The sequence below is a fragment of the Allokutzneria sp. A3M-2-11 16 genome (assembly GCF_024213555.1).
In the GTDB taxonomy this organism is placed as follows: domain Bacteria; phylum Actinomycetota; class Actinomycetes; order Mycobacteriales; family Pseudonocardiaceae; genus Allokutzneria.
In genome coordinates, this window is the sequence record NZ_JANAVO010000005.1 from 16,870 (window position 1) to 41,128 (window position 24,259).

The window sequence follows — 24,259 nt, forward strand, 5'->3', positions numbered from 1 at the left end:
TCGGCGTGGCTACCGTGATCCTGCTTCGACATGCGCGTTCCACCGCGAACGGCGCCGGGGTCCTCGCCGGGCGCACGCCGGGGGTCGGGCTGGCCGAGCGCGGCGAGGAGCAGGCGCTGGAGCTGGTCGACCGGCTCGCCGGGGTCCCGGTGGCCGGGCTGGTCCGGTCCCCGCTGCACCGCTGCGTGCAGACGTTGGAGCCGTTGGTGGCCAAGCTCGGCCTCACCCCGGTCGAGGAGCCCCGTCTGTCCGAAGTGGACTACGGCGACTGGACCGGCAAGGGCATCAAGGACCTGCTGGAGGAACCGCTGTGGAAGGTGGTGCAGCAGCACCCCTCCGCGGCGGTCTTCCCCGGCGGTGAGGGCCTCGCGGAGGTCCAGGCGCGCGCGGTGGCGGCGATCCGCGAGCACGACGCGCGGATGACCGCCGAGCACGGCGCGAACGCGGTGTGGATCGCGTGCAGCCACGGCGACGTGATCAAGTCGGTGCTGGCGGACGCGCTCGGCCTGCACCTGGACTCCTTCCAGCGGATCGTCGTCGAGCCGTGCTCGATGTCCGTGGTGACCTACACCGAGACCCGTCCGTACGTGCTGCGCGTCAACGACACCGGCGGAGACCTGTCCAGCCTCGTGCCGCGCGCGGACCCGGAGGCCATGGCGACCGCGCACGCCGCGGTGGGCGGTTCCACCACCTGAGCGCAGGCGAACGCTTGGCTGCTTCAGGCGTTCAGCGGAGCGACGGATAGGCCGGACGGACTCGAGAGTGTGCTCAGGTCGGGTGAGCGCAAAGGAGTCCACTGGTGACAACGTCGTCGGTTCTCATCGCCCTTGAAGACAGCCTCGACGGATCGGTGATCGCCGATCAGCTCAACCGGATCTGCGAGCACCTGCGGGAGGACGGGCACCAGATCGTGCGAGCCGCCACCGCGGAGGACGCGCTGGCCGTGGTGCAGAGCCGCGCCGATCTGACCGCGGTGCTGGTGAACTGGGACCTGCCGGACGACGAGACGAAGCGCGCGCCAGCCGAGGACGTGCTGAAGGCGCTCATGGGGAAGTTCTCGCGGTTGCCGGTGTTCTTGGTGGTCACCGACGCGTCGGTGGAGGAACTGCCGCTGTGGGTCTCCGAGGTCGTGTGCGGCTACGTGTGGCTGTTGGAGGACACGCCGGACTTCATCGCGGGCCGGATCGGCGTCGCGGCGCGGAACTACCTCGAAGCCGTTCTGCCGCCGTTCTTCAAGGAGCTGCGCCGTTTCGAGGACACCCACGAGTACTCCTGGCACACCCCCGCGCACGCGGGCGGGGTGGCGTTCTTGAAGTCACCGGTGGGGCGCGCGTACTTCGACTACTACGGCGAACGGTTGTTCCGAACCGACCTGTCGATCTCCGTGGCGGAGCTGGGCTCGCTGTTCGAGCACACCGGCCCGATCGGGGACTCCGAGCGCAACGCCGCGCGGGTGTTCGGGGCGGACATGACGTACTTCGTGCTGCACGGAGACTCGACGGGGGACCGGCTCGCCTTGCACGCCAGCATCGCCTACGACGAGCTGGTCCTCGTCGACCGCAACTGCCACAAGGCGATCTACCACGGGCTCACGCTCACCGGGGGCCGTCCGGTGTACCTGATCCCCACGCGGAACGGATTTGGCTTGATGGGGCCGATTCCGCCCTCCTCGATGACGTCCTCGGCGGTCGCGGACAGCATCGGCGCGAGCCCGTTCCGCGCGAACGCCGCCGCGCCGGACCCGGTGTACGCCGTGATCACCAACTCCACCTATGACGGCCTGTGCTACGACGCCGTCCGGGTGGCGGAGCTGCTGGGCGCGAGCGTGCCGCGGCTGCACCTGGACGAGGCGTGGTTCGCCTACGCGCGGTTCAACCCGCTCTACGCGCGTCGTTACGGCATGTCCGTGGACCCGGGGACGGTGGACGAGGAGCTGCGGCCGACGGTGCTGACCACGCAGTCCACGCACAAGCTGCTCGCCGCGCTGTCGCAGTGCGCCATGGTGCACGTGAAGAACTCGCCGAAGTCACCCGTGGAGCACCGGCAGTTCAACGAGAGCTTCATGATGCACGCGACGACCTCGCCGTCCTATCCGATGATCGCCGGGCTCGACGTCGCGGTGGGCATGATGGACGGGCCGAGCGGTTTGTGGCTCACCGACGAGGCGATCACCGAGGCCATCCGGTTCCGCCAGGCCGTCGTGCGCATCGGCCGCCGCATCGCAGCGGCGGGGGACCGGCCGGAGTGGTTCTTCGGGGTCTGGCAACCCGACCGGGTGACCGATCCGAGCACCGGCACCGACTACGCCTTCGCCGACGCGCCGGTGGAGCTGCTGCGCACCGAGCCGTCGTGCTGGACGCTCGCGCCCGGCGCGGACTGGCACGGCTTCGACGGCATGGAGGACGGCTACTGCCTGCTCGACCCGATCAAGGTCACCCTGGTGTGCCCCGGCGTGGACGCCTGCGGCCGCACCTCCGACCTGGGCATCCCGGCGCGCATCCTCACCGCCTACCTGGAGACCCGGCGCATCGTCGTGGAGAAGACCGACGCTTACACGTGCCTGATCCTGTTCTCGATGGGTATCACGAAGGGCAAGTGGGGCACTCTGCTCGACGCGTTGACCGACTTCAAGAACCTCTACGACGCTTCGGCGCCGGTCGCGGAGGTGCTGCCCGACCTCGTGAAGAGCCTCCCCGCGCGCTACGGCCACATGACGTTGCCGCAGCTGTGCGCGGAGATGCACGCGCAACTGCGCGGCTCGGAGCTGACCACGTTGCTGGACGACGCTTTCACCCACGCGCCCGAGGCCGTGCTGACCCCGGCGCAGACCTATCAGCGGCTGCTGCGCGGCGGGACCGAGCCCGTGCGGCTCGCCGAGCTGGCCGGGCGCACCGTGGCCACGCAGGTCGTGACGACGCCGCCGGGCATCCCCGTGCTCATGCCGGGGGAGAACGCGGGCGAGCACGACAGTCCGACGCTGCGCTACCTGCGGGTGCTGGAGGAGTTCGACCGCCGCTTCCCCGGCTTCCCCAGTGAGACCCACGGCGTGCACCGCGACGACGACGGCGACTACTGGATCACCTGTCTGCGCTGAGTCGGTCCCAGCCAGGGTTCGCCCGTCTTCAAGTACCCCCGACCCCGGCTGCTGAGGTCGTTAACCGCACCCAACCCTCACCGGGGTTGGGTGCGGTTAACGACCGTTCAGGCGGGGGTTCGGTGTACTTGAAGACCGTCCGACGTGGGCTGGGGCGGGGGTCAGTACTTCCAGTCGGCGCCCACGCCGCGGTACTGCTCCACGGGGATGGGTTGGGCGTCGGGGAGCATGCGGTCGGTGTAGAAGCGGCCGTGCAGGTGGTCCACCTCGTGCTGGACCAGGCGGGCCACCCCCTGGTTGAAGATCGTGATGCGGCGGGTGCCGTCGAGGTCCTGGTGCTCCACGTGCACGGTCAGCGGCCGGGGCACCATGCCGCGCACGTCGAAGAAGCTCAGGCAGCCCTCGTACTGCTCGTCGACCTCGTCGGAGGACTCGATCACCCTCGGGTTGAACAGGGTGATCACGTCCGCGCCCGCTGGCGGGCAGATCATCGCCGCGGCCCGGTCGATGCCGATCTGGTTCGCGGCGATGCCCATGCCCTTGCCGAAGACGTGCGCCCGCGCCACCCGCTTGGCGGCCGCCTGTAACTCCGAGACCACCCGCCGGGCGTCCTCGGCGTCGGCGGGCAGCGTGAACGGACGGGCGGGGCGCCGCAGCAGCGGCTCGTCGTGCTGGATCACGCCGAGCGAGCGCATCGTCTCGCTGGGCTTGGACTGTTTGGCCGCCGCCTCGGCGGGCCTGCGCCGGAAATGCCACTCCAACCGGTACCGAGCGTTCATCGGCGGGTCCTCCGTCGCCCAGGAGTAGATCCGTCGGTCTCCCTCGTGGTGGTCGGAGATGGCGGTGCGGAACGGCATCGAGTCCGCGGTCATCGACGTGTGCAGGCCCCACACCGAGGGGCCCAGCTCGGCGGGGAAGTCCAGCCGGATCGACAGCCGCTTCGTCGGCAGCCGCACGGCCCGCTGGAACCAGTTGCCCCACTTGTCGTCGCCGACCGCGTAGGTGTACTCGATCCACGTGCTCTCGCCCGGGTACAGCGGGAAGTGCCCGCTGTCGTTGGCGAAGAGCAACCACACCTCCTTGATCGCGTCCCGGTCGTGCTGCGGCACGAAGTGCATCGGCTCCGCCCGGTCCTCGCCCCACCACGCGTGGAGGTCTATTTCCTCCCACGTCAGCGGCTGGTCGCGGTAGAGCCGGTTGGACTGGTCCGGGCGGCCGGGGAAGCGGTCCACCGAAATGCGGATCAGGTAGCGGGTGATCGGATCAGCGCCGTTGTTGAACAGCTTGCGGCGCATCGTCGCCCGGTAGGTGTGGCCGTCGTAGTGCAGCTCGGCGTGGTCGTGCTCGACGACCAGGCTCCCGTGCGTCGGGTCGACCAGGTACTCCGGCGGCGACGGGGTCCTCGGGTGCGGTGGCTGGTGCCCCCGTGCCTGCTCGTAGCCCCGCCAGGCGCGGCGCAGCGCACCGCCCGCGCCCAGCGCGATGTCGGCGGCCTTGGCGAACTCCCGCGACGCGCGCTCGTGACCGCTCTCCACCTTGGACACGTAGGAGCGGCTGTAGCCCATGGCCTCGGCCAGCGCGGTCTTGGACAGCCCGCGCACGTCGCGCCAGCGGCGGAACTCCTCGACGAACGCGTCGTGGGGGAGTGCGAGGCCGGGCGCCAAGTCCTGATCTTCGGTCATCTCGCCTCCGTCTCGCACCGTGAGTGAGCGTGAGCGCTGCGTGAGTCCCTCTCAGCCTAGATCCAAACAGCGCCTCCGTGGTGTCCTCGTTTCCGAAGGGACAGCACGGGATCTGGACAAGTGAGGGAACTGCCTGACGGTGGTTCCGGATCGGAAGTGAACCGTGATCACCACGAGCACACGGGCCCGCTCGGCCCGCCGACTGGCCAGCCTGCTGGCGGCCCGCACCGGGGTGCACGTGGTCGTTCGCTACGACAGGCCGCTGCGGCGGTACTGGGTGGTGTGGTCGAACGGCCCGGACGAGGCCCGCATGCGGACCATCGCCCTGGCCAACGCGACCGTTGTCCCTGACCTTGATCTTGGCGAGCTCCTGTGGCACCGCAGTGTGTCCTAGGCCCCGGAAACCGCGGTGCCACGGTGAATCGCCAAGCAGAGGTGATCAGGGGGTTTCGGCGCCTGCGAACGCCGTATCGGGAAGGAACCCCCTGATCACCTCAGAGCACTACCGGCCTCGCCGCGACGGGGCAGCAGGGTCGCCACGGCGATGACGAGGAACGCCACCACCCCGCAGATCGTGTACAGGCTGTGGATGAAGTCGAGCGTGGAGAACGCGGCGTCGCTCTCGGGCACGCCCCACCAGATCACGCCCACGGAGCCGGGTGGCTCCTTGGCGTAGGGGTCGGGCCAGCACGCGGTCACCAGCACCAGGCTCACCGCGGCGGCGGCGTAGGTCCGTCGCGGTCCGGTGGGGCGCATCGCCTGGCTGATCAGCAGCACCAGGAACGGCGCGACCCACACCCAGTGGTGGTGCCAGGAGATCGGCGAGACCAGCAGCGCGGTCAGCGCCGTCATCAGCAGGCCGGGCAGTTCGAGGCCGCGGCGGCCGAACCGGGTCGCGACGAGGAGCCCGACGACACCGAAGACCGCAGACAGCGCGAGCCGGGTGACGTGCAGCGCGGGCTGGTCGAACTCGAACGCCTGACCGACCATGCCGTTGATGGACTGGTTGCCGTGCCAGAACAGGTAGGCGCCCATCCGCGAGCTGTCGGCGAAGCCGCCCGTCCAGAACTGCGCGGACTGCACGGGCAGGAACGCGGTGCCGATGGCGATCGTCGCGGCGAAGGTGCCCAGCGCGGTCAGCCCGGCCCGGACCCGCCCGGTGAGCAGCAGGTAGAGGATGAACACGCCGGGGATGAGCTTGACCGAGGCTGCCAGGCCGAGCGCCACGCCCTTGAACCGGTTCTCCTTCGGCAGCGCGAAGTCCAGCACCACCAGGCCCATCAGCAGCGCGTTGACCTGGCCGAAGGAGATGTTGGACTGGATCGGCTCCAGGTGCAGGGCCACCGCGCCGACCGCCAGCGTCAGCGCGAGGCGCCCGCGCGAGGCCGCGAACCCGGCGATCCCCCACGCGCACCAGATCGCCACGAGCACCGCGACCACGCTCAGCCCGGTCATCACCCACGGCACGCTGCCCATCGGCAACAGCGTCATGGCCGACGCGAACAGCGCGGCGAACGGGGAGTAGAGGAACGGCAGCCCCGCGTGGTTCTTGGTGTAGAGCTCGGTGTTGTCCCACAGTTCTTGGCCCGCGCTGTAGTAGACGCCGAGGTCGACCATGTGGGCGCGGTGCACCGGCCAGGTGAGCATGTCCGAGACGCGCAGGTAGAGCGAGAGCGCGAACAGCGCCACCGCCCCCACCAGCAGCCAGGACGGACAGGGCAATCGCCGCCGTGCTGGTGCCGGTTCGTCGTCTCGGGTGTCCGGCTCGGCCGGGCTGGTGCGCATCGGTGACCTTCCTGAAGGGGCGGGCGCATTCTCCCGCCGTCGCCCCCACGAGACCGATCGACCCCCCACCCAGTGGTCACATCACACCACGAAGGGCTTGAGATGCGTCGGTTCGTGAACCTTCGTCACGAGTCCGGCCGCGGCGACCTCGGCCCGGAACGCCGCCGGGCCCGCCGTGTTGACCGTCGCGGGCAGGTCGGGGGAGTCGAGCGGGGTGAGCATGTCGTCGTGATGGCTGGCCACCGTCAACGGCGGTGACCCGAGCGCCCTGATCAGCCGTGAGGGGTAGGCGTGGATCGGCTTCCACGAGGTCATGCTGGCGACCAGGACGTCCGGGGTGAGCCCGGCCAGCTCCCGCTCCGCGTAGTTGGTCGCGCCGAACAACAGCACCTCCCGCGACGTCCCGAAGGAGACCTGGAAGGCGAAGGTCTCGCCCTCGACCAGCTCGCCGAGCGTCCTGGGCCTGCGCGGCCGGTCGGTCAGCTCGCCGGGCAGCAGGTACGCGTGGTCGCCGGTCATCGAGTGCAGGCTGGGCACCGCCTGCACGCTCAGCCCGCCGAACTCCAGGTTCTCCCCGCCGCGGACGACGATCATCCGTTTCCGCGGCACGCCGCAGGCTTCGAGGAGGAACGAGGTGCCGCGCCCGCACACGACGCGCGCGCCGGGGAAGCGGGTCAGCAGGTGTGGCACGTCGGCCGAGTGGTCCCAGTGCCCGTGGCTGACCATGATCAGCTCGGGTGCCTCGGTGATCGTCCGGTCCACCAGGGCGGGCCGCGTCGCGAGGGGCGCGCGCTCGTCGATGGCCGAGCTGCCGGGAAGCCGGTACTCCATGCGGCTCAGGTACGGGTCGAAGAGCACCCGCCTGCCGTTCATGATCAGCTCCCAGCCGGCGACGCCGAGCCAGCGCAGGGTCACGCCGGGCCCGCTGAGCGGTTTCGGGTCGGCCGCCGCGCTGCCCGCCACGCTCGCGGTCAGGGCCGCGACGCCCGCGCCCCGGAACAGTCCACGTCTACTGACATGACTTGTGCACATGGCCCGAGCAGAACAGCGCGAAGTGGATCAAGTCCAACACCAATATCAGGACGATGCCGATATCGGATCGGATATCGTTGCTGTTCGTGGACCTGGTGCGGCATCTGCGGTACTTCCTGGCGGTGGCCGAGGAGCTGCACTTCGGCCGCGCCGCGCGCCGCCTGCACATGTCCCAGCCGCCGCTGTCGCAGCGCATCCAGCGCCTGGAGCACGAGCTGGGTGTGCGGCTGTTCGATCGCGCCGCCCGGCAGGTCCGGCTCACCGACGCGGGCGCGGCACTGCTGGTCGAGGCCCGCGAAGTCCTCGGGAGGGTCGATCACCTGCACACCGTCGCCGACCGGCTGCGGCGCGGGGAAGCGGGCGTGCTGCGCGGAGGCATGCTGCCCGACCTGCCCGGAGACGTGGTGGCCAGCCTCGTGTCCGAGTTCCGCGATCGCTGCCCCGACGTCCGGCTCACGCTGCGGGAGCTGACCACCGCCGAGCAGCTGCGCGCGCTGGCCGACCGCACGTTGGACGTGGGAGTGCTGCGGCATCCCTTTGACGCGCCGTGGCTGGACCAGGGCGAAGTGCTGAGCCAGCCGCTCGGGGTGCTGTGCCCACCGGGATGGCCACCGGGTCCGCTGCGGCTGGCCGACCTCGCCGGGCAGGAGTTGGTGATCTTCCCGAGGACGACCGCGCCCGCGTTGCACGACGAGCTGCTGTCCACGTGCGCACGGCACGGCTTCACCCCACGCGTGGTGCACGAGGCGGCCACCCCCGGTTTCGCGCTCGGCCTGGTGCTGGCGGGCGGAGCCGTCGCGCTGCACCACCTCGACTCCCCGGCTCCGCACCCGGACGTGCGGTGCCTCCCGCTCGTCGGCGCACCGCTGGCGTGGCGGACCTCGCCGGTGTGGCCACGCGGCAAGCACACTCCCGCGGTGGCCGCGTTCGCGGAGATCCTCACGGCACGCCTCACGCCCGCCGAACTCGCGCCCCGCCCACCCCTCCACCCCCGGCCCACCACGGAGTACCTGCCATGACGATCGAGAAGCGGGTGGCGGAGTGCTTCGCCGACGCCGGGGTGACGGGGTGGCTGCACGCCCGCGAGATCGACGGGGCCCGCGAGGTCGCGGTCGGCGCCGACACACCCGTGGTGCTGGCCAGCGTCTTCAAGCTCCCGCTGCTCGTCGCGGTGTTCCGGGCGGCGGAGACGGGTGAGGTGGATCCAGCCGGTCGAGTGACGCTCGACCCGGGGGAGCGCAGCGGCGGGCCGACCGGGATCGGCGCGATGTTCGACCAGGTCAGCATGTCCGTGCGGGATCTGGCGCTGCTCGCGATGTCGGTGTCGGACAACGCCGCGGCCGACGCGCTGGTGGACCTCGTCGGGTTCGAGGCGATCAACCACGTGACCGAGTCCCTCGGGCTGACCACCACATGCGTGGTGCAACGGAGCCGGGAGCTGACGGAGTCGATGGTGCGCGACGCCGGGGTCGCCGACGCGGCCGAGCTCGCGCCGCTGCTGACCGACCGCCGGGTGCTGCGGACGCTGAGCGCGTTGCGGCCGGAGAGCACCAATCGCAGCACGCCCCGCGAGATGACCGCGCTGCTCACCGCGCTGTGGCGGGACAAGGTGGCTTCGCCGGAGTCGTGCGCGGCGATGCGGCGGCTGCTCGGGTTGCAGGTGTGGCCACACCGGCTCGCGTCCGGGTTCCCCTTCGACGACGTCCGTGTCGCGGGCAAGACCGGCACGCTGCCGACGCTGCGCAACGAAGTAGGGGTTGTCGAGTACCCCGACGGGGGGCGCTACGCCGTGGCCGCGTTCACCTCCAGCGTGCGCACGTCGTTCACGCTGCCCGCCGCGGACGCCGTCATCGGCACCGCCGCGCGCCTCGCCGTAGATCACCTGCGCGCTGGTTAGCCCGCGCCCTGCAAGCCTCCCCAGCACTCCTTACACCAAGTAAACTCTGTCCCATGCCCCACACGCGCCCGTCCACCCCATCCCCCGCGGGCGCCGTCTAGAGAACCCCGTTTCGTACTCATAACGGGAAAAAGAGCGCTCCAAAAACCCGACAAGAGTACGAAACGGGTGTTTTGGGCTGCGCTGCTGATGTTCTGGGGGGCGTCACGATCGGTGGTAACCACGTACAGGACGCGGGGTTAGGTGATTGGCTAGACAAGGGTTGAATAGGGGTGAGAGTTACCACCTTGATCGACCCCGGCCTGCGCGGGAGTGGCTACGATCCCCGGCATGACGCTGCCCGAGCTGTCCCTTGCCACCGACTTTCCAGCGGTGAGCCGAGAGGACTGGCGCGCGCTGGTCGCAGGCGTGCTGCGGAAGTCCGGTGTGGACACTGAAGGGCTGGAGCGGCCCGAGGATCGCTTCGCACGGACCACTTATGACGGGATCACCGTCGCCCCGCTCTACACCACGGACGACCCCGCTCCCTCGGCCGGAGTGCCGGGGCTCGCGCCGTTCGTGCGCGGCGGCCAGGTGCGGCGCGACGGCTGGGATGTTCGGCAGCGGCACGGCTCGTCCGACGCGAAGGCGACCAACGACGCGGTCCTGGCGGACCTGGAGAACGGCGTCACCTCGCTGTGGCTGACCGTCGGCGAGCAGGGCCTGCCCATCCACAAGCTCGACGAGGCGCTGAACGGTGTCTACCTCGACCTCGCCGGTGTCGTCCTGGACGCGGGGGCCGACGCCGCCCGCGCCGCCGACGCGTTCCTCGCGCTGGCCGAGGACCCGAGCGGCAACCTGGGCTTCGATCCCCTGGGGCATGAGGCGAAGACCGGCGAGGCGGGTGATCTCGCGGAGGTCGCCGCCTACGCGAACCGCGCGCCGAACTTGCGGACGATCGTCGTCGACGCGTTGCCGTACCACGACGCGGGCGGCAGCGATGCGGAAGAACTGGGCTGCTCCCTGGCCGCGGCGGTGGCCTATCTCCGCGCGCTCGCCGACGCGGGACTGTCCATTGAGGACGCTTTCCGGCAGATCGAGTTCCGCTACGCCGCCACCGCCGACCAGTTCCTGACCATCGCGAAATTCCGCGCCGCACGGCGGTTGTGGGCTCGCGTGGGTGAGGTTTCGGGCGCTCCGGATGAACCGCAGCGGCAGCACGCGGTCACCTCGTCGGCGATGATGACCGCTCGCGATCCGTGGGTGAACATGCTGCGCACGACGCTCGCGACCTTCGCCGCGGGCGTCGGCGGCGCGGATTCCGTGACGGTGCAGCCATTTGACGCGTGTCTCGGCCTGCCGGACGACTTCTCCCGGCGCATCGCCCGCAACACGCAGTCCTTGCTGTTGGAGGAGTCCCACGTCGCGCGCGTGCTCGACCCGGCGGGCGGCTCCTACTACGTGGAGAAGCTGACCGACGAGCTCGCCAACGCCGCGTGGACGTGGTTCACCGAGATCGAGCGCGCGGGCGGGTTCGTCGCCGCGCTGCGCTCGGGCATGTTCGCCGAACGCCTCGACGCGACGTGGGCCAAGCGCCTCAAGCGGATCGCCCACCGCAAGGACGCGATCACCGGCGTCAGCGAGTTCCCCAACCTCGGTGAGAAGCTGCCTGTTCGCCCGCCCGCGCCGGCGGTGCCCGGTGGCGGTCTGCCCAGACGTCGCTACGCCGAGCCCTTCGAGCAGCTGCGCGACGCCGCCGACGCCGCACCGGTCCGGCCGCGGGTGTTCCTGGCGACGATCGGCACGGTCGCCGCCTACACCGCGCGGGCGACCTTCGCGGGCAACCTGTTCCAGGCCGGTGGCATCGAGACGCCCGCCGCCGGGCCGGGCACCGACCCCGCCGCCATCGCCAAGTCCTTTGTGGACAGTGGCGCGACGGTGGCCTGCCTGTGCGGGCACGACAAGGACTACGCCGAGCACGCCGAACCCGTCGCTCGCGCGCTGAAGGAGGCGGGCGCGCACACCGTGCTGCTCGCCGGGAAACCGGGGGAACGGGAGGGAGTCGACGGTTATGTGTACGCGGGCTGCGACGCCCTCGAAGTCCTCCGCATCACCCTGAGCCAGGCAGGAGCCCTCTGATGGCGCCGCACATCCCGGACTTCGGCAACCTCGACCTCGGCGGCGGCCCCGCGCCGGGGGCCCAGCAGTGGCGGGACCGGCTCGGCCAGGACCCCGCCGAGCTGCTCTGGGAAACGCCGGAAGGCATCCCGGTCCAGCCGCTCTACACGGCCGAAGACCTTGCCGGACTTGACTTCCTGAACACCTACCCGGGTGCGACGCCGTACCTGCGCGGGCCGTACCCGACGATGTACGTCAACCAGCCCTGGACGATCCGCCAGTACGCGGGCTTCTCCACCGCCGAGGAGTCCAACGCCTTCTACCGCCGCAACCTCGCGGCCGGGCAGAAGGGCCTGTCGGTCGCCTTCGACCTGGCCACCCACCGCGGCTACGACTCCGACCACCCGCGCGTGCCCGGCGACGTCGGCATGGCGGGCGTGGCGATCGACTCGATCTACGACATGCGGCAGCTCTTCGACGGCATCCCGCTGGACAGGATGAGCGTGTCGATGACCATGAACGGCGCGGTCCTGCCCGTGCTGGCGCTCTACATCGTCGCCGCCGAGGAACAGGGGGTGGCGCCGGAGAAGCTGACCGGGACCATCCAGAACGACATCCTCAAGGAGTTCATGGTCCGCAACACCTACATCTACCCGCCGCAGCCGTCGATGCGGGTCATCTCCGACATCTTCGCGTTCACCTCGCAGAAGATGCCGAAGTACAACTCGATCTCCATCTCCGGCTACCACATCCAGGAAGCCGGGGCGACCGCCGACCTGGAGCTGGCCTACACGCTCGCCGACGGCGTGGAATACCTGCGCGCCGGGCGCGAGGCCGGACTCGACATCGACGCCTTCGCGCCGCGCCTGTCCTTCTTCTGGGCGATCGGCATGAACTTCTTCATGGAGGTCGCCAAGCTCCGCGCGGCACGGCTGCTGTGGGCGAAGCTGGTCAACCAGTTCGAGCCGAAGAACAGCAAGTCGCTGTCGCTGCGCACGCACAGCCAGACCTCGGGCTGGTCGCTGACCGCGCAGGACGTGTTCAACAACGTCGCGCGCACCTGCGTGGAGGCCATGGCGGCCACCCAGGGGCACACGCAGTCCTTGCACACCAACGCTTTGGACGAGGCGCTGGCGCTGCCGACGGACTTCTCCGCGCGCATCGCCCGCAACACCCAGCTGCTGCTCCAGCAGGAGTCCGGGACCACCCGGGTGATCGACCCGTGGGGTGGCAGCGCGTACGTCGAACGGCTGACCTACGACCTCGCCCGCCGCGCGTGGAGCCACATCCAGGAGGTCGAGGCCGCGGGCGGCATGGCCAAGGCGATCGATGAGGGCCTCCCGAAGCTGCGCGTCGAGGAGGCCGCCGCGCGCACGCAGGCCCGCATCGACTCCGGGCGCCAGCCGGTGATCGGCGTGAACAAGTACCGCGTCGACGCCGACGAGGCCATCGAGGTGCTCAAGGTCGACAACAAGGGCGTGCTCGCCCAGCAGATCGACAAGCTGCGCAGGCTGCGCGAGGAACGCGACGAGCAGGTCTGCCAGGAGGCGCTGACCGCGCTGACCAAGGCCGCCGACGCCGCGATCTCCGGCAGCCGGGGGCCGGGGCTGGACCAGAACCTGCTCGCCATGGCCATCGACGCCGCGCGGGCCAAGGCCACGGTCGGGGAGATCTCCGACGCGCTGGAGAAGGTCTACGGTCGGCACGCGGGCCAGATCCGCACCATCTCCGGGGTCTACCGGCAGGAGGCCGGGGAAGTGAGCAACATCGAGAGGACGCGCCGCGCCGCCGAGGAGTTCGAGCGGGCGGAGGGCCGCAGGCCGCGCATCCTGGTCGCGAAGATGGGCCAGGACGGGCACGACCGCGGCCAGAAGGTGATCGCGACGGCCTTCGCCGACCTCGGCTTCGACGTGGACGTGGGCCCGCTGTTCCAGACCCCCGCCGAGGTCGCCGCGCAGGCGATCGAGGCGGACGTGCACATCGTCGGCGTCTCCTCGCTGGCCGCCGGGCACCTCACCCTGGTGCCCGCGCTGCGCGAGGAGCTGGCCGGCCTGGGCCGCGAGGACATCATGATCGTGGTCGGCGGGGTGATCCCGCCCGGCGACTTCGACGAGCTGCGCGCGGCGGGCGCCACCGCGATCTTCCCGCCCGGCACGGTGATCGCCGACGCCGCGCTGGACCTGCTCGCCCAGCTCTCCGAGCTGCACGGGCACGCCGCCTGATGCCTCCGCAACCGGTCGACGTCGGTCAGTACGCCGACGGGGTCCTCGCGGGCTCGCGGGCGTGGGTCGCGCGGGCGATCACGCTCGTGGAGTCCCGCAGAGCCGATCACCGCGCCGCCGCGCAGGAGCTGCTGACCGAGCTGCTGCCGCACTCCGGGAAGGCCCGCAGGGTGGGCATCACCGGCGTGCCGGGCGCGGGCAAGTCGACCTTCATCGACACCCTCGGCAGCTCGCTGACGGCGGCCGGGCACCAGGTCGCGGTGCTCGCGGTGGACCCGTCCTCGACGCGCAGCGGCGGCAGCATCCTCGGCGACAAGACCCGGATGGCCCGCCTCGCCGTCGATCCCCGCGCCTTCGTCCGGCCCTCGCCGACCGCGGGCACGCTCGGCGGCGTCGCCAAGGCCACCCGCGAGACGATCGTGGTGATGGAGGCCGCCGGGTACGACGTCGTCCTGGTGGAGACCGTGGGCGTCGGCCAGTCCGAGGTCACCGTCGCCGACATGGTGGACACGTTCCTTCTGCTCACCCTCGCCCGCACCGGGGACCAGCTGCAAGGGATCAAGAAGGGCGTCCTGGAGCTGGCCGACGTGATCGCGGTGAACAAGGCAGACGGCGAGCACGCGCGCGAGGCGAAGAAGGCATCCCGCGAGCTGGCCGGAGCGCTCCGGCTGCTGCGCATGGGCGAGGACGGCTGGGACACGCCCGTGCTGACGTGCAGCGCGCTGGAGAACACCGGCGTCGACGACGTGTGGGCGAAAATCGTCCAGCACCGCGACCAGCTGTCGGCCTCCGGAGCGCTGGCCGCGTTGCGGCGCAGGCAACTCCTGGGCTGGACGTGGACCATGGTCCGGGACCAGCTGCTCCAGGACCTCGCCGACCACCCCAAGGTCCGCGAGCTCGGCCCCGCGCTGGACAAGCAGGTCGCCGAAGGCACGCTCACCCCCGCACTGGCCGCCCAACAAATCCTGGCCGCCTTCCACACGCCGTAGTTGTGTACCCAATGTGGCATTTGTTTCGTCAGACGTAACGAATGCCACATTGGGTACATCACCGTCCACTGTGGACACGTGGTGGAGGTGAGTGGAGATCCGCCCAGCCCCCTTTCCGACGTTGCGTTTTCGCGCGGCGTCACGTGATGCTTGAAATGGGGGGTCCCCAGGGGCGGGCGAAAGCCACCCTCGCCCGCTTCGCGTGGGGCGGGCCGATGACGGATCGCAACCTCGGCGTGGTGTGAGCGGGTGATCATTCCCGATACGCTCCGGAGTCGCTCTGAGTAGTGGGATGGCCACTCAGCGCCGAGAGGAGCCCGATGAGTGACACCGAGGGGGCGCTGCCCGCAGGCTTCGAGGTCGTCGAGCTGATCGACGAGGACCCCGTCGCCTCCACCTACCTCGTGCGCGGTCCCCGGCGGGAGGCCGTGCTGACCGTGGCGCGTTCGCGCGTGGCCGACGAGGAGCGGGCGGAGTGCCTGCGGTGGGCCGACGCGCTCACCATCGCCGCGGCCTCGCCGAACATCGCCGACGTGATCTCCGCGGGGCTGACCCGCGACGGGCGGCCACACCTGGTGTGCGGCACGGGGGAGACGTTGTCCGCGCGGATCTTCGACAGCAGGGCGCTGTCGTTGTGGACCGCGCAGGGCTACGGCGTCGGAATCGCCGACGCGCTCGCGGCGGCGCACGCGGCCGGGCTCACGCACGGAGCGGTCCAGCCCGGCACCATCCTGGTGATCGACGACGGCGCGGTGCTCGCCGGGTTCGGGACCACGGCTCCGGGGCTGACCGTGCCGGGCGTGGTGGACGTGTACACCGCGCCTGAGCACATCGCCGCGGTCTCGGTCGGGCGCGCTGGGACGAGCGAGGCCGCGGACATCTACAGCCTCGGCGTGACCCTGTACGTCGTCCTCGGCGGCACCGTGCCGTGGCAGGACGCGCCGATGGACCTCGCGCTCCGCGGCGAGCCGCTGCCGGGGCTTCCGGACGTGTCGGCGGAATTGCTCGACCTGCTGCGGGCGGCCGTGTCCGTGGACAACGCCGCGAGGCCCACGGCGGCGCAGCTGCGGGACTGGCTGATCGGGCTCGACCTCCAGGAAGTCGACCGCGCCGCGCCGGTCGCGCCGAGCCTGCTGGGCGGGCGGGGCAGCGGGCGCGTGGGGAAGCGGAGTGCCGCGTTGATCACGGCGGTCGGCGGGACGCTCGGCGTCGTCGGCGGAGTTGTCAGCGCGGGCGGAGCGGGCTCGGGTGCCGTTGTGGCGGCTTCTGGGACCGGAGCTGCGACGGCAACGGCTGCTGGAACCGGAGCCGTGACGGGTGCGGCCGCGACCGGGACAGCGGCGGGCGTGGCGACCGGCGGCGTGGCGGTCACGAAGGTGGTCGTCGTGAGCGTGGTCGTGGCGGCGGTCGGCGTCGGCGGCGGGTACGTAGGGAAGCAGATCTACGACGACGCGACCTGCAACCTCGTCGTGGGGGACAAGCAGTACACGCAGGTGCTCAGCGATGGCGCGGACCTGGTCAACCAAGCCGGGTACGAGTTCACGCTGCGCCTGGGAGAGCGCATCACCACCGGCGGAGCCACCGACCCGGCGGCGAAGGAAGTGCGTTTTTCCTTGCCCGCCAATGAGGAGGGGCGCCTTGTCGGCGGGAAGTTCTACGCCGGGGCCGCGGAGAAATGGACCGAGGTCGACCCTGCCTCCGACAAGGGAAAGCTCCTGGCGGCCGCCGCGGCGCCGACCGAGGCGGTGAAAGCCGTGCTGCCGAGGGTGGCCACGATCAACCGGAACGGCTGCGACTTCGACGGCACGATCACTCAGGAGGGCAAGCAGCCGATCCCGTTCACGGCGAGCGTCGAAAAGGACAAGGGCCGCCTGGTCTCCTTCGTGTCGGGCGAAGTCGAAACCAGGTTCAGCAACTTCGAAGTCCCCGTCGATGTCACCGCGCCCTCCGTGGCGCCGAGGATCGTGCAGGGTATTTGGGAGCGCAAGAGGGAAGGTGGCTACGTCAATCGGCTTCTCGTGACCCGCTCGTTCGTGCGCATCGTGGCGATATCGCCATCAGGAACGGCAGGGGATGCCCGTTCCGGTTGCATCAAACAGGGGCAGTTCGATCCGATGGTGCCAAGACTCCACGTGAATTTGGAGTGCGACGCCCTCCTCGCGCCAGGCAGGCTGTTCTCCGTGACCATCAGGGCAGAAGGGGACAGCCACGTCGTCGTCGACGGGTTCATAAGCCTCGCGGGGACCTACACCCTGGTCGAGCGGTGACGCGGCTGCCCGATCCCGAGCTGTCCCGGGCGGTGCTGATCGGGACGAGCCGGTTCGACCACCCCGGACTCGGCGACCTGCCCGCGGTGCGCAACAACCTGGCAGACCTGGCGGCGATCCTCACCTCGGCGACGGGGACTGGGCTCAAGCACTGCGCGGTGCTCGCCGACGAGGCCGACATCGCCGCGATCGGGGTGCGGCTGGCCGAGGCGGCGGAGCGGGCCGAGGACCTCCTGCTGGTCTACTACGCCGGGCACGGGCTGGTCGACGGGCGCGGCGAGCTGCACCTGACCGTCCCGTCGACCCATCCGGAGCGGCTCGGCTGGACGAGCCTGCCGTTCGCCATGCTCCGGGAGACGCTGGCCGACGCCGGCGCGAAGAACCGGGTGCTGATCCTGGACTGCTGCTTCTCCGGGCGCGCGGTCAGCGAGTTCATGTCCGCGGACGCGGTGCCCGGTCAGCTGGAGATCGACGGCACGTACACGCTGACCGCGACCCCGGCGAACAAGGTGGCCATGGCCCCGGTCGGAGCCACCCACACGCTCTTCACCGGCGAGCTGATCACCTTGCTGGCCAAGGGGATCGAGGACGGGCCGGAGCTGCTGAGCCTCGGCGAGATCTACCAGCGGCTGCTGCGGATCTACACCAGACGCAACCTGCCGAAGCCCCAGCAGGGCAGCACGCGGACCACGGAGCTGCTGGCGCTGTCGGTCAACCGCGCGCTGCACCCGGACGAGCCCGACGCCGCCGCGCTGCGCTACGCCGCACTGGTCGCCGACCGCACGAAGACCCTCGGCCCCGACCACCCGGGCACGCTGAAGGCGCGGGAACAGCACGCGTACTGGCTCGGCCGGACCGGTGCCGTCGCGGAAGCCGCCCGCCTGCACGCCGCCCTGCTGGCCGACCGCACCCGAGTCGCCAGGAAACCGCGCCGCACGAGCCGCTGATCCGGGCGTGGCGATGGAGTCCGAATTCGGTGTCCCAATGCGGGTGGTCCGCGTGTCGCGGTGAGCACGGCCATTGGCACCCTTATGGTGAGCGGTTGCCGGTGCCACCGCTGACGCAGGGTGTCCAGGCAATTCCAGGCAGGTGCCGCGGTGAATGGTTCGCAACGGGATTGCCCCGTAGTTGGTCAGGTATTTACAGGCGCAAAGTTCGCTTAACCCGATGGGGATATGAATGCCCGGGGACGACTTGATAGCGTTGCGGCCAACACTTGTTCAGTCACTTTCCTGTGAGGCGCACTCATGGCACAACGCACTATCGTCCAGCTCATCGACGACTTGGACGGCAGCACCAGCAGTGACATTTCCCGCGTGGAGTTCGGCCTCGACGGTCTCACCTACGAGATCGACCTGAACGAGTCGAACTCGGCCGCGCTGCGGGACAAGCTCACCCCCTTTGTCGAGGCCGCCCGCCGCATCGGTGGCCGCGCCAAGTCGGGCACCGGCCGTCGCGCCGCGGGGGAGGGGCGCAGCAAGGAGGAGACCAAGGCGATCCGGGACTGGGCCAAGGCCAACGGGCACGAGGTCTCCGACCGGGGCCGCATTCCGGGCAACGTGATCGAGGCGTTCGAGGCTTCACGCGCCTGACCTGGGCAAAGCCCGCCGCCGACGAGCGGCGGGCTTTCTTCGGCCGACAAAATTTTACTAGCTCGATGACTTCAGTGTCGAGTGAAATCAACCCTCCTGGAAACCAAGAGCAAAAAGCGCGAGGATGCGGCGGTGATGAGGGAGTGAGGCGGCCGGTCACGCGGGTCGTATGCGCGTGGTGCGGGCTGGAGCGCACACGCCTCGTGCAGTCGGGAATGCCCCTCTGGTGGTGCTCGGACGCGTGCAGGCGGGCGTCGAGGCGGGGGCCTGCGGCCGAGCCGGGGCAGCGCGCGGAGCTGGGACGGGATCGCAGGCGCCGGGAACGGCTGGAGCGGTTCCACGCGATCTTCGACCGCATCACGCCGCTGTCGCCTCTGTCCTATGTGGACGCCCGGTTGCTGATGGCCGAGCTCAGTGGCGACAAGCTGTGGTTCCTGCACCCGAAGGCCGCCTACCGCTCGGCGTCGCGGCAGTGGCACCCCGACATCGGCGGTGACGCGAAGGTCTTCCGTCTGCTCCAGGCGGTGAACGAGACCGTCGAGCGCGGCCCGCACTAGGGGGCCGCGCTCGACGGGAACGGCTCAGAACTCGCCGACGTCGGTGATGTAGATGACCGCGGTTCCCTCTTCGTCGGAGCCCGTCAGGTCGACCTCGGCGGTGATGCCCCAGTCGCGGTTGCCGTCCGGATCGTCGAAGGTCTGCCGGACGAGCCAGCGCTCCGGTTCCTCGGTGATCATCAGCATCTCCGGGCCGCGGGCGTTCGCGCCGGTACCGATCTCGTCGTACTCCTCGAAGTACGCCTCAAGGGCGTCGCGCCACGCGTCGGCGTCCCAGCCCGCGTGCTTGTCCAGCTCGCCCAGCTCGTAGGAGTTGCGGCGGGCGGCGAGTTCGACGCGGCGGAACAGCTGGTTGCGCACGAGCACCTTGAAGGCGCGCGCGTTGGCGGTGACCGGGGGCGGACCTGTGTCCACCTGCTGATCCGGGCGGACTTCGCCTTCTTCGTCTTCGGGGTTGCGCAGCCGTTCCCACTCGTCCAGGAGGCTGGAGTCGACCTGGCGGACCAGTTCGCCGAGCCATTCGATGATGTCGGTCAGCTCGTCGGTCTTGGCCTCGTCGGGCACGGTGTGCCGCAGCGCCTTGTAGACGTCGGCGAGGTAGCGCAGCACCAGGCCCTCGGAGCGGGCGACCTGGTAGAAGGACACGTACTCGACGAAGGTCATCGCGCGCTCGTACATGTCGCGGACGACGGACTTCGGGTGCAGCTCGTGGTCGGCGACCCAGGGGTGGCCGCGGCGGTACATGTTGTAGGCGGCTTCGAGGAGCTCGGCCAGCGGCTTGGGGTAGGTGACGTCCTCCAGCAGCGCCATCCGTTCCTCGTACTCGATGCCCTCGGCCTTCATCCTGCCGACGGCCTCGCCGCGCGCCTTGAACTGCTGCTGGGACAGGATCGGGCGCGGGTTCTCCACGATGGACTCGATCACCGAGACCACGTCGAGGGCGTAGGAGTCGGACTCGCGGTCGAGCAGGTCGATGGCGGCGAGCGCGAGCGGGGACAGCGGCTGGTTGAGCGCGAAGTCGAACTGGAGGTCGACGGTGAGCCGGACGCGGCGGCCTTCCTCGTCGGGTTCGTCGAGCTGTTCGACGACGCCCGCGGCGAGCAGGCCGCGGTACATGGCGATGGCGCGGCGGATGAGCTTGCGCTGGGTGGGGCGGTCCTCGTGGTTGTCCTCGAGGAGGTGGCGCATGGCGGTGAAGGCGTCGCCCGGCCGGTTGATCACGTTGAGCAGCATGGCGTGGCTGACCTTGAAGGTGGAGGTCAGCGGTTCGGGCTCGGCGGTGATCTGGCGTTCGTAGGTGGGTTTGCCCCAGGAGACGAAGCCTTCGGGTGCCTTCTTGCGGACGATCTTGCGCTTCTTCTTGGGGTCGTCGCCCGCCTTGGCGATGGCGCGTTCGTTCTCGATGTCGTGGTCGGGGGCCTGGACGACGACGGTGCCCGCGGTGTCGTAGCCCGCGCGGCCGGCGCGGCCGGCGATCTGGTGGAACTCGCGGGCTTTGAGGTGGCGGGTGCGGACGCCGTCGTACTTGCTGAGCGCGGTGAGCACGACGGTGCGGATGGGCACGTTGATGCCGACGCCGAGGGTGTCGGTGCCGCAGATGATCTTGAGGAGGCCGGCCTGGGCGAGTTGTTCGACGAGGCGGCGGTACTTGGGGAGCATGCCCGCGTGGTGCACGCCGATGCCGTGCCGGACCAGGCGGGAGAGGGTTTTGCCGAAGCCCGCGGTGAACCGGAAGTTGCCGATGAGGTCGGCGATGGCGGCCTTCTCGGCCTTGGTGCAGACGTTGATGCTCATCAGGGCCTGGGCGCGTTCGAGGGCGGCGGCCTGGCTGAAGTGCACGACGTAGACGGGGGCGCCCTGGGTGGCGAGGAGTTCTTCCAGGGTTTCCTGGAGGGGGGTCATGGCGTAGCGGTAGTGCAGGGGGATGGGGCGTTCGGTGTTGGCGACGACGGCGGTGGGCCTGCCGGTGCGGCGGTTGAGGTCGGTCTCGAAGCGCCGGACGTCGCCGAGGGTGGCGGACATGAGGATGAACTGGGCGCGGGGGAGTTCGAGGAGGGGGACCTGCCAGGCCCAGCCGCGGTCGGGTTCGGAGTAGAAGTGGAACTCGTCCATGACGACCTGGCCGACGTCGGCGTCCGCGCCGTCGCGGAGGGCGATGTTGGCCAGGATCTCCGCGGTGCAGCAGATGATGGGGGCGTCGGAGTTGACGCTGGAGTCTCCGGTGAGCATGCCGACGTTGGCGGGGCCGAAGGTCTCGCACAGGGCGAAGAACTTCTCCGAGACCAGGGCTTTGATGGGCGCGGTGTAGAAGCTGCGCTGCCCGTTGGCCATGGCGGTGAAGTGGGCGCCGACGGCGACGAGGCTCTTGCCCGAGCCGGTGGGGGTGCTGAGGATGAGGTTGGCGCCGGAGACGATCTCGATGACGGCTTCCTGCTGGGCCGGGTAGAGCTCGATGCCCTGTTCGGTGGTCCAGGTGGTGAAGGCGTCGAAGAGCGCGTCGGGGTCGGCGCTGCCGGGGAGCTGGTCGGTGAGCGTCATGGTGTCTCGATCGTGCCTGGTCGATTGTCCAGCGGTGACGGCGGGTCGAAGATCGCGTCCGCTGCTCGTATCTGTGTATGTTGATGTGGTGATTTGTCCCAAGTGTCAGAACGTGATGCAGACCGTGGATCGCCAGGGCGTCCACATCGAGCAGTGCACCGGCTGCCGGGGCATTTTCCTCGATCGTGGGGAGCTGGAGCAGATCGCCCAGGCTGAGCAGCGGTACTACAGCGCCGCGCCTCCGCCCTATGCCGGTGGGCACCCTGGTCACCACGACTCGCCGAAGCCCTATCGCGGGCACCATGACTCGCCGAAGCCGTACCGGGGTGGGCACCACGACTCGCCCGCGCCGTACCGGGGCGGTGGCTACGGTCACCACGATTCGCCGCGGCCGTACGGGCACAAGAAGAAGAAGAGTTTCTTCGACCAGTTGTTCGACTGATGTGAACTTGTTGATCTGCCCGGCGTGCGGGGCTCGGACGGAGGTCCCGCGCGTCGAGGGTGCCCCGCCGGTGGTGGTCTGTGCGGACTGCGGTCATCGGCGGGGTTTTCACCGGTTGCCGTTGCTGTGCTTGACCGGGCCGAGTGGCACGGGGAAGTCGACGGTGTGCCGGGAGTTGGCCGCGCGCCTGTCGGAGCACGTGGTGGTGCTGGAGCAGGACGTGCTGTGGGTCGAGTGGTTGCGGGATCCGGCCGAGGAGCACCGGGCGTTCCGGTCGACGTGGCTGCGGGTGATCTCGATGATCCAGCAGAACGGGCGGCCGGTGGTGTTGTGCGGGACGGTGGTGCCGCCGGAGTTCGAGCCGTTGCCGGAGCGGGTGTTGTTCTCGGATGTTCACTACCTGGCGTTGATGTGCGAGCCGGGGGTGTTGGCGGAGCGGTTGCGGCGGCGGCCCGCGTGGCGCGGGTGGTCGGAGCCGCGGATCGCCGAGACGTTGGAGTACGCGCAGTGGCTGCGTGAGGAGGGTGCGGCGTTGTCGCCGCCGGTGGGGTTGCTGGACACCACGGATGTTCCGGTTTCGGAGACCGTGGACGCGGTGTGCGCGTGGGTGACAAAGACCTTGGGGTTGGTCGAGGCGCGTTAGCCGGTCGCCCGCATAGGGTCGTGCGCATGAGCACTCACTTCGACGTCGTGGTTCTGGGCGCTGGCCCGGGTGGGTACGTGGCCGCGATCCGGTCTGCCCAGCTGGGGCTGCGGACGGCGATCATCGAGGAGCGGTACTGGGGCGGGGTCTGCCTCAACGTGGGCTGCATTCCCTCGAAGGCGCTGTTGCGCAACGCCGAGCTGGCGCACCTGTTCCAGCATGAGGCGAAGTCCTATGGCATCCGGGTGGACGGGCAGGTGTCCTTCGACTACTCGGCGGCGTTCCAGCGCAGCCGGAAGGTGGCGGACGGGCGCGTCAAGGGCGTGCACTACCTGATGAAGAAGAACTCGATCACGCAGTTCACCGGTCGGGGTGAGTTCCTGGACGCGAACTCGATCAAGGTCGGCGACGAGGTGGTGGGCTTCGACCACTGCGTCATCGCCGCGGGTGCGGTGACGCGGTTGTTGCCCGGGACGGCGTTGGGGCCGCGGGTGGTGACCTATGAGGAGCAGATCCTCAGCGAGCGGTTGCCGGAGAGCATCGTGATCGCGGGTGCGGGCGCCATCGGCGTCGAGTTCGCGTATGTGCTGCACAACTACGGTGTCAAGGTCACGATCGTGGAGTTCGCCGATCGGGTGGTGCCGTTGGAGGACGCCGAGGTGTCGGCGGAGCTGGCGAAGCGGTACCGGCGGCTGGGCATCGAGGTGCTGACGTCGACGAAGGTGGAGTCCATTGAGGACACCGGCCGGGATGTGCGGGTCACGGTGTCCACTGAGGACGGTCAGCGGGTGCTGGAGGCCGACAAGGTCCTGCAGGCGATCGGGTTCGTGCCGCGGGTGGAGGGCTACGGCCTGGAGCGGACCGGGGTGCGGTTGACCGAGCGGGGCGCGATCGACATCGACGGGCGGTGCCGGACGAGCGTGCCGCACATCTTCGCGATCGGGGATGTGACGGCGAAGCTGATGCTGGCGCACGCGGCGGAGTCGATGGGGGTGATCGCGGCGGAGACCATCGCGGACACCGAGACGATGGAGCTGGACTACGTGATGATCCCGCGGGCCACGTACTGCCAGCCGCAGATCGCGAGTTTCGGGTGGACCGAGGCGCAGGCGCGGGAGCGCGGTTTCGACGTGAAGGTGGCGAAGTTCCCGTTCACCGCCAACGGGAAGGCGCACGGGCTGGGTGACGCGGCGGGCTTCGTGAAGATCATCAGTGATGCGGCGCACGGGGAGCTGCTGGGCGCGCACCTGATCGGGCCGGAGGTGACGGAGCTGTTGCCGGAGCTGACGCTGGCGCAGCAGTGGGATCTGACCGTGCACGAGGTGGCGCGGAACGTGCACGCGCACCCGACGCTGGGCGAGGCGGTGAAGGAGGCGATCCACGGCCTGGCCGGTCACATGATCAACATGTGAGGCGGGAGGG

General features: G+C 69.9%; 19 protein-coding genes. 15 read left to right on the plus strand and 4 right to left on the minus strand.

The genetic code is table 11. The annotated features are described in order from the left end of the window. Positions 1-5: 5 nt before the first annotated feature. Entirely contained in the window at positions 6-695 is a 690-nt protein-coding gene (locus NLX83_RS26395; protein WP_254237874.1) for a histidine phosphatase family protein, read from the plus strand. A gap of 104 nt (positions 696-799) precedes the next feature. Next, positions 800-3,094: an Orn/Lys/Arg decarboxylase N-terminal domain-containing protein gene (locus tag NLX83_RS26400; RefSeq protein ID WP_254237875.1), complete on the plus strand. Its 2,295-nt coding sequence runs from the start codon at positions 800-802 to the stop codon at positions 3,092-3,094. A gap of 161 nt (positions 3,095-3,255) precedes the next feature. Here the strand turns inward: NLX83_RS26400 and NLX83_RS26405 are convergent, their stop codons facing one another. After that, a complete protein-coding gene (locus NLX83_RS26405) occupies positions 3,256-4,776 on the minus strand; it encodes a peptide deformylase (RefSeq protein WP_254237876.1) in 1,521 nt (506 codons plus the stop codon). Between the two features lie 163 nt (positions 4,777-4,939). Between NLX83_RS26405 and NLX83_RS26410 the strand changes: the two genes are divergently transcribed. Next, the gene (locus NLX83_RS26410) at positions 4,940-5,170 is read left to right on the plus strand and encodes a hypothetical protein (protein WP_254237877.1); all 231 of its coding nucleotides are present in this window, start codon (positions 4,940-4,942) and stop codon (positions 5,168-5,170) included. Between the two features lie 95 nt (positions 5,171-5,265). Here NLX83_RS26410 and NLX83_RS26415 read toward each other — a convergent pair whose 3' ends face one another. Both NLX83_RS26415 and NLX83_RS26420 read right to left on the minus strand, forming a co-directional pair. Further along, positions 5,266-6,561 (minus strand): glycosyltransferase 87 family protein, encoded by a 1,296-nt coding sequence (locus NLX83_RS26415; protein ID WP_254237878.1) that lies wholly within the window; start codon positions 6,559-6,561, stop codon positions 5,266-5,268. Between the two features lie 81 nt (positions 6,562-6,642). After that, the gene (locus NLX83_RS26420) at positions 6,643-7,593 is read right to left on the minus strand and encodes an MBL fold metallo-hydrolase (RefSeq protein ID WP_254237879.1); all 951 of its coding nucleotides are present in this window, start codon (positions 7,591-7,593) and stop codon (positions 6,643-6,645) included. Positions 7,594-7,646: 53 nt separating this feature from the next. On the opposite strand from NLX83_RS26420, the gene NLX83_RS26430 reads away from it, so the two are divergent. The 9 genes from NLX83_RS26430 to NLX83_RS26470 all read left to right on the plus strand — a co-directional run bounded on the left by NLX83_RS26430 (position 7,647) and on the right by NLX83_RS26470 (position 19,214). Next, on the plus strand, positions 7,647-8,612 hold the full coding sequence (locus NLX83_RS26430; RefSeq protein ID WP_256564462.1) for a LysR family transcriptional regulator: 966 nt from the start codon (positions 7,647-7,649) through the stop codon (positions 8,610-8,612). Next, positions 8,609-9,490, plus strand: coding sequence for a serine hydrolase (locus tag NLX83_RS26435; protein ID WP_254237880.1), 882 nt, complete (start codon positions 8,609-8,611; stop codon positions 9,488-9,490). The genes NLX83_RS26430 and NLX83_RS26435 overlap by 4 nt, the downstream gene beginning before the upstream one ends. Positions 9,491-9,820: 330 nt before the next feature. Continuing rightward, positions 9,821-11,608: a methylmalonyl-CoA mutase family protein gene (locus NLX83_RS26440; protein WP_254237881.1), complete on the plus strand. Its 1,788-nt coding sequence runs from the start codon at positions 9,821-9,823 to the stop codon at positions 11,606-11,608. After that, positions 11,608-13,809, plus strand: coding sequence for a methylmalonyl-CoA mutase (gene scpA, locus NLX83_RS26445; protein ID WP_254237882.1), 2,202 nt, complete (start codon positions 11,608-11,610; stop codon positions 13,807-13,809). The genes NLX83_RS26440 and scpA overlap by 1 nt, the downstream gene beginning before the upstream one ends. Continuing rightward, positions 13,809-14,798, plus strand: coding sequence for a methylmalonyl Co-A mutase-associated GTPase MeaB (gene meaB, locus NLX83_RS26450; protein WP_254237883.1), 990 nt, complete (start codon positions 13,809-13,811; stop codon positions 14,796-14,798). Before scpA ends, meaB begins: the two co-directional genes overlap by 1 nt. 320 nt (positions 14,799-15,118) lie before the next feature. Next, complete coding sequence (locus NLX83_RS26455) at positions 15,119-17,065, plus strand: protein kinase domain-containing protein (protein WP_254237884.1); 1,947 nt, start codon at positions 15,119-15,121, stop codon at positions 17,063-17,065. After that, the gene (locus tag NLX83_RS26460; protein ID WP_254237885.1) at positions 17,062-18,012 is read left to right on the plus strand and encodes a caspase family protein; all 951 of its coding nucleotides are present in this window, start codon (positions 17,062-17,064) and stop codon (positions 18,010-18,012) included. Before NLX83_RS26455 ends, NLX83_RS26460 begins: the two co-directional genes overlap by 4 nt. 300 nt (positions 18,013-18,312) lie before the next feature. After that, positions 18,313-18,657, plus strand: a complete 345-nt coding sequence (locus tag NLX83_RS26465) for a histone-like nucleoid-structuring protein Lsr2 (protein ID WP_254237886.1) — start codon at positions 18,313-18,315, stop codon at positions 18,655-18,657. Between the two features lie 215 nt (positions 18,658-18,872). Beyond that, complete coding sequence (locus NLX83_RS26470; protein ID WP_254237887.1) at positions 18,873-19,214, plus strand: hypothetical protein; 342 nt, start codon at positions 18,873-18,875, stop codon at positions 19,212-19,214. Positions 19,215-19,238: 24 nt separating this feature from the next. Here the strand turns inward: NLX83_RS26470 and NLX83_RS26475 are convergent, their stop codons facing one another. Continuing rightward, the gene (locus NLX83_RS26475) at positions 19,239-21,752 is read right to left on the minus strand and encodes a DEAD/DEAH box helicase (protein WP_254237888.1); all 2,514 of its coding nucleotides are present in this window, start codon (positions 21,750-21,752) and stop codon (positions 19,239-19,241) included. A gap of 88 nt (positions 21,753-21,840) precedes the next feature. Here NLX83_RS26475 and NLX83_RS26480 point away from each other — a divergent pair, with 88 nt between their 5' ends. The 3 genes from NLX83_RS26480 to lpdA are packed head-to-tail and all read left to right on the plus strand — an operon-like array spanning position 21,841 to position 24,249. Further along, the gene (locus tag NLX83_RS26480) at positions 21,841-22,194 is read left to right on the plus strand and encodes a TFIIB-type zinc ribbon-containing protein (protein ID WP_308209379.1); all 354 of its coding nucleotides are present in this window, start codon (positions 21,841-21,843) and stop codon (positions 22,192-22,194) included. Between the two features lie 13 nt (positions 22,195-22,207). Then, positions 22,208-22,837 carry an AAA family ATPase gene (locus tag NLX83_RS26485; RefSeq protein WP_254238144.1) on the plus strand — a complete coding sequence of 210 codons (630 nt, stop codon included), beginning with the start codon at positions 22,208-22,210 and terminating at the stop codon, positions 22,835-22,837. A 26-nt stretch (positions 22,838-22,863) separates the two neighbouring features. Beyond that, positions 22,864-24,249: a dihydrolipoyl dehydrogenase gene (gene lpdA, locus NLX83_RS26490; protein ID WP_254237889.1), complete on the plus strand. Its 1,386-nt coding sequence runs from the start codon at positions 22,864-22,866 to the stop codon at positions 24,247-24,249. Positions 24,250-24,259: the final 10 nt, after the last annotated feature.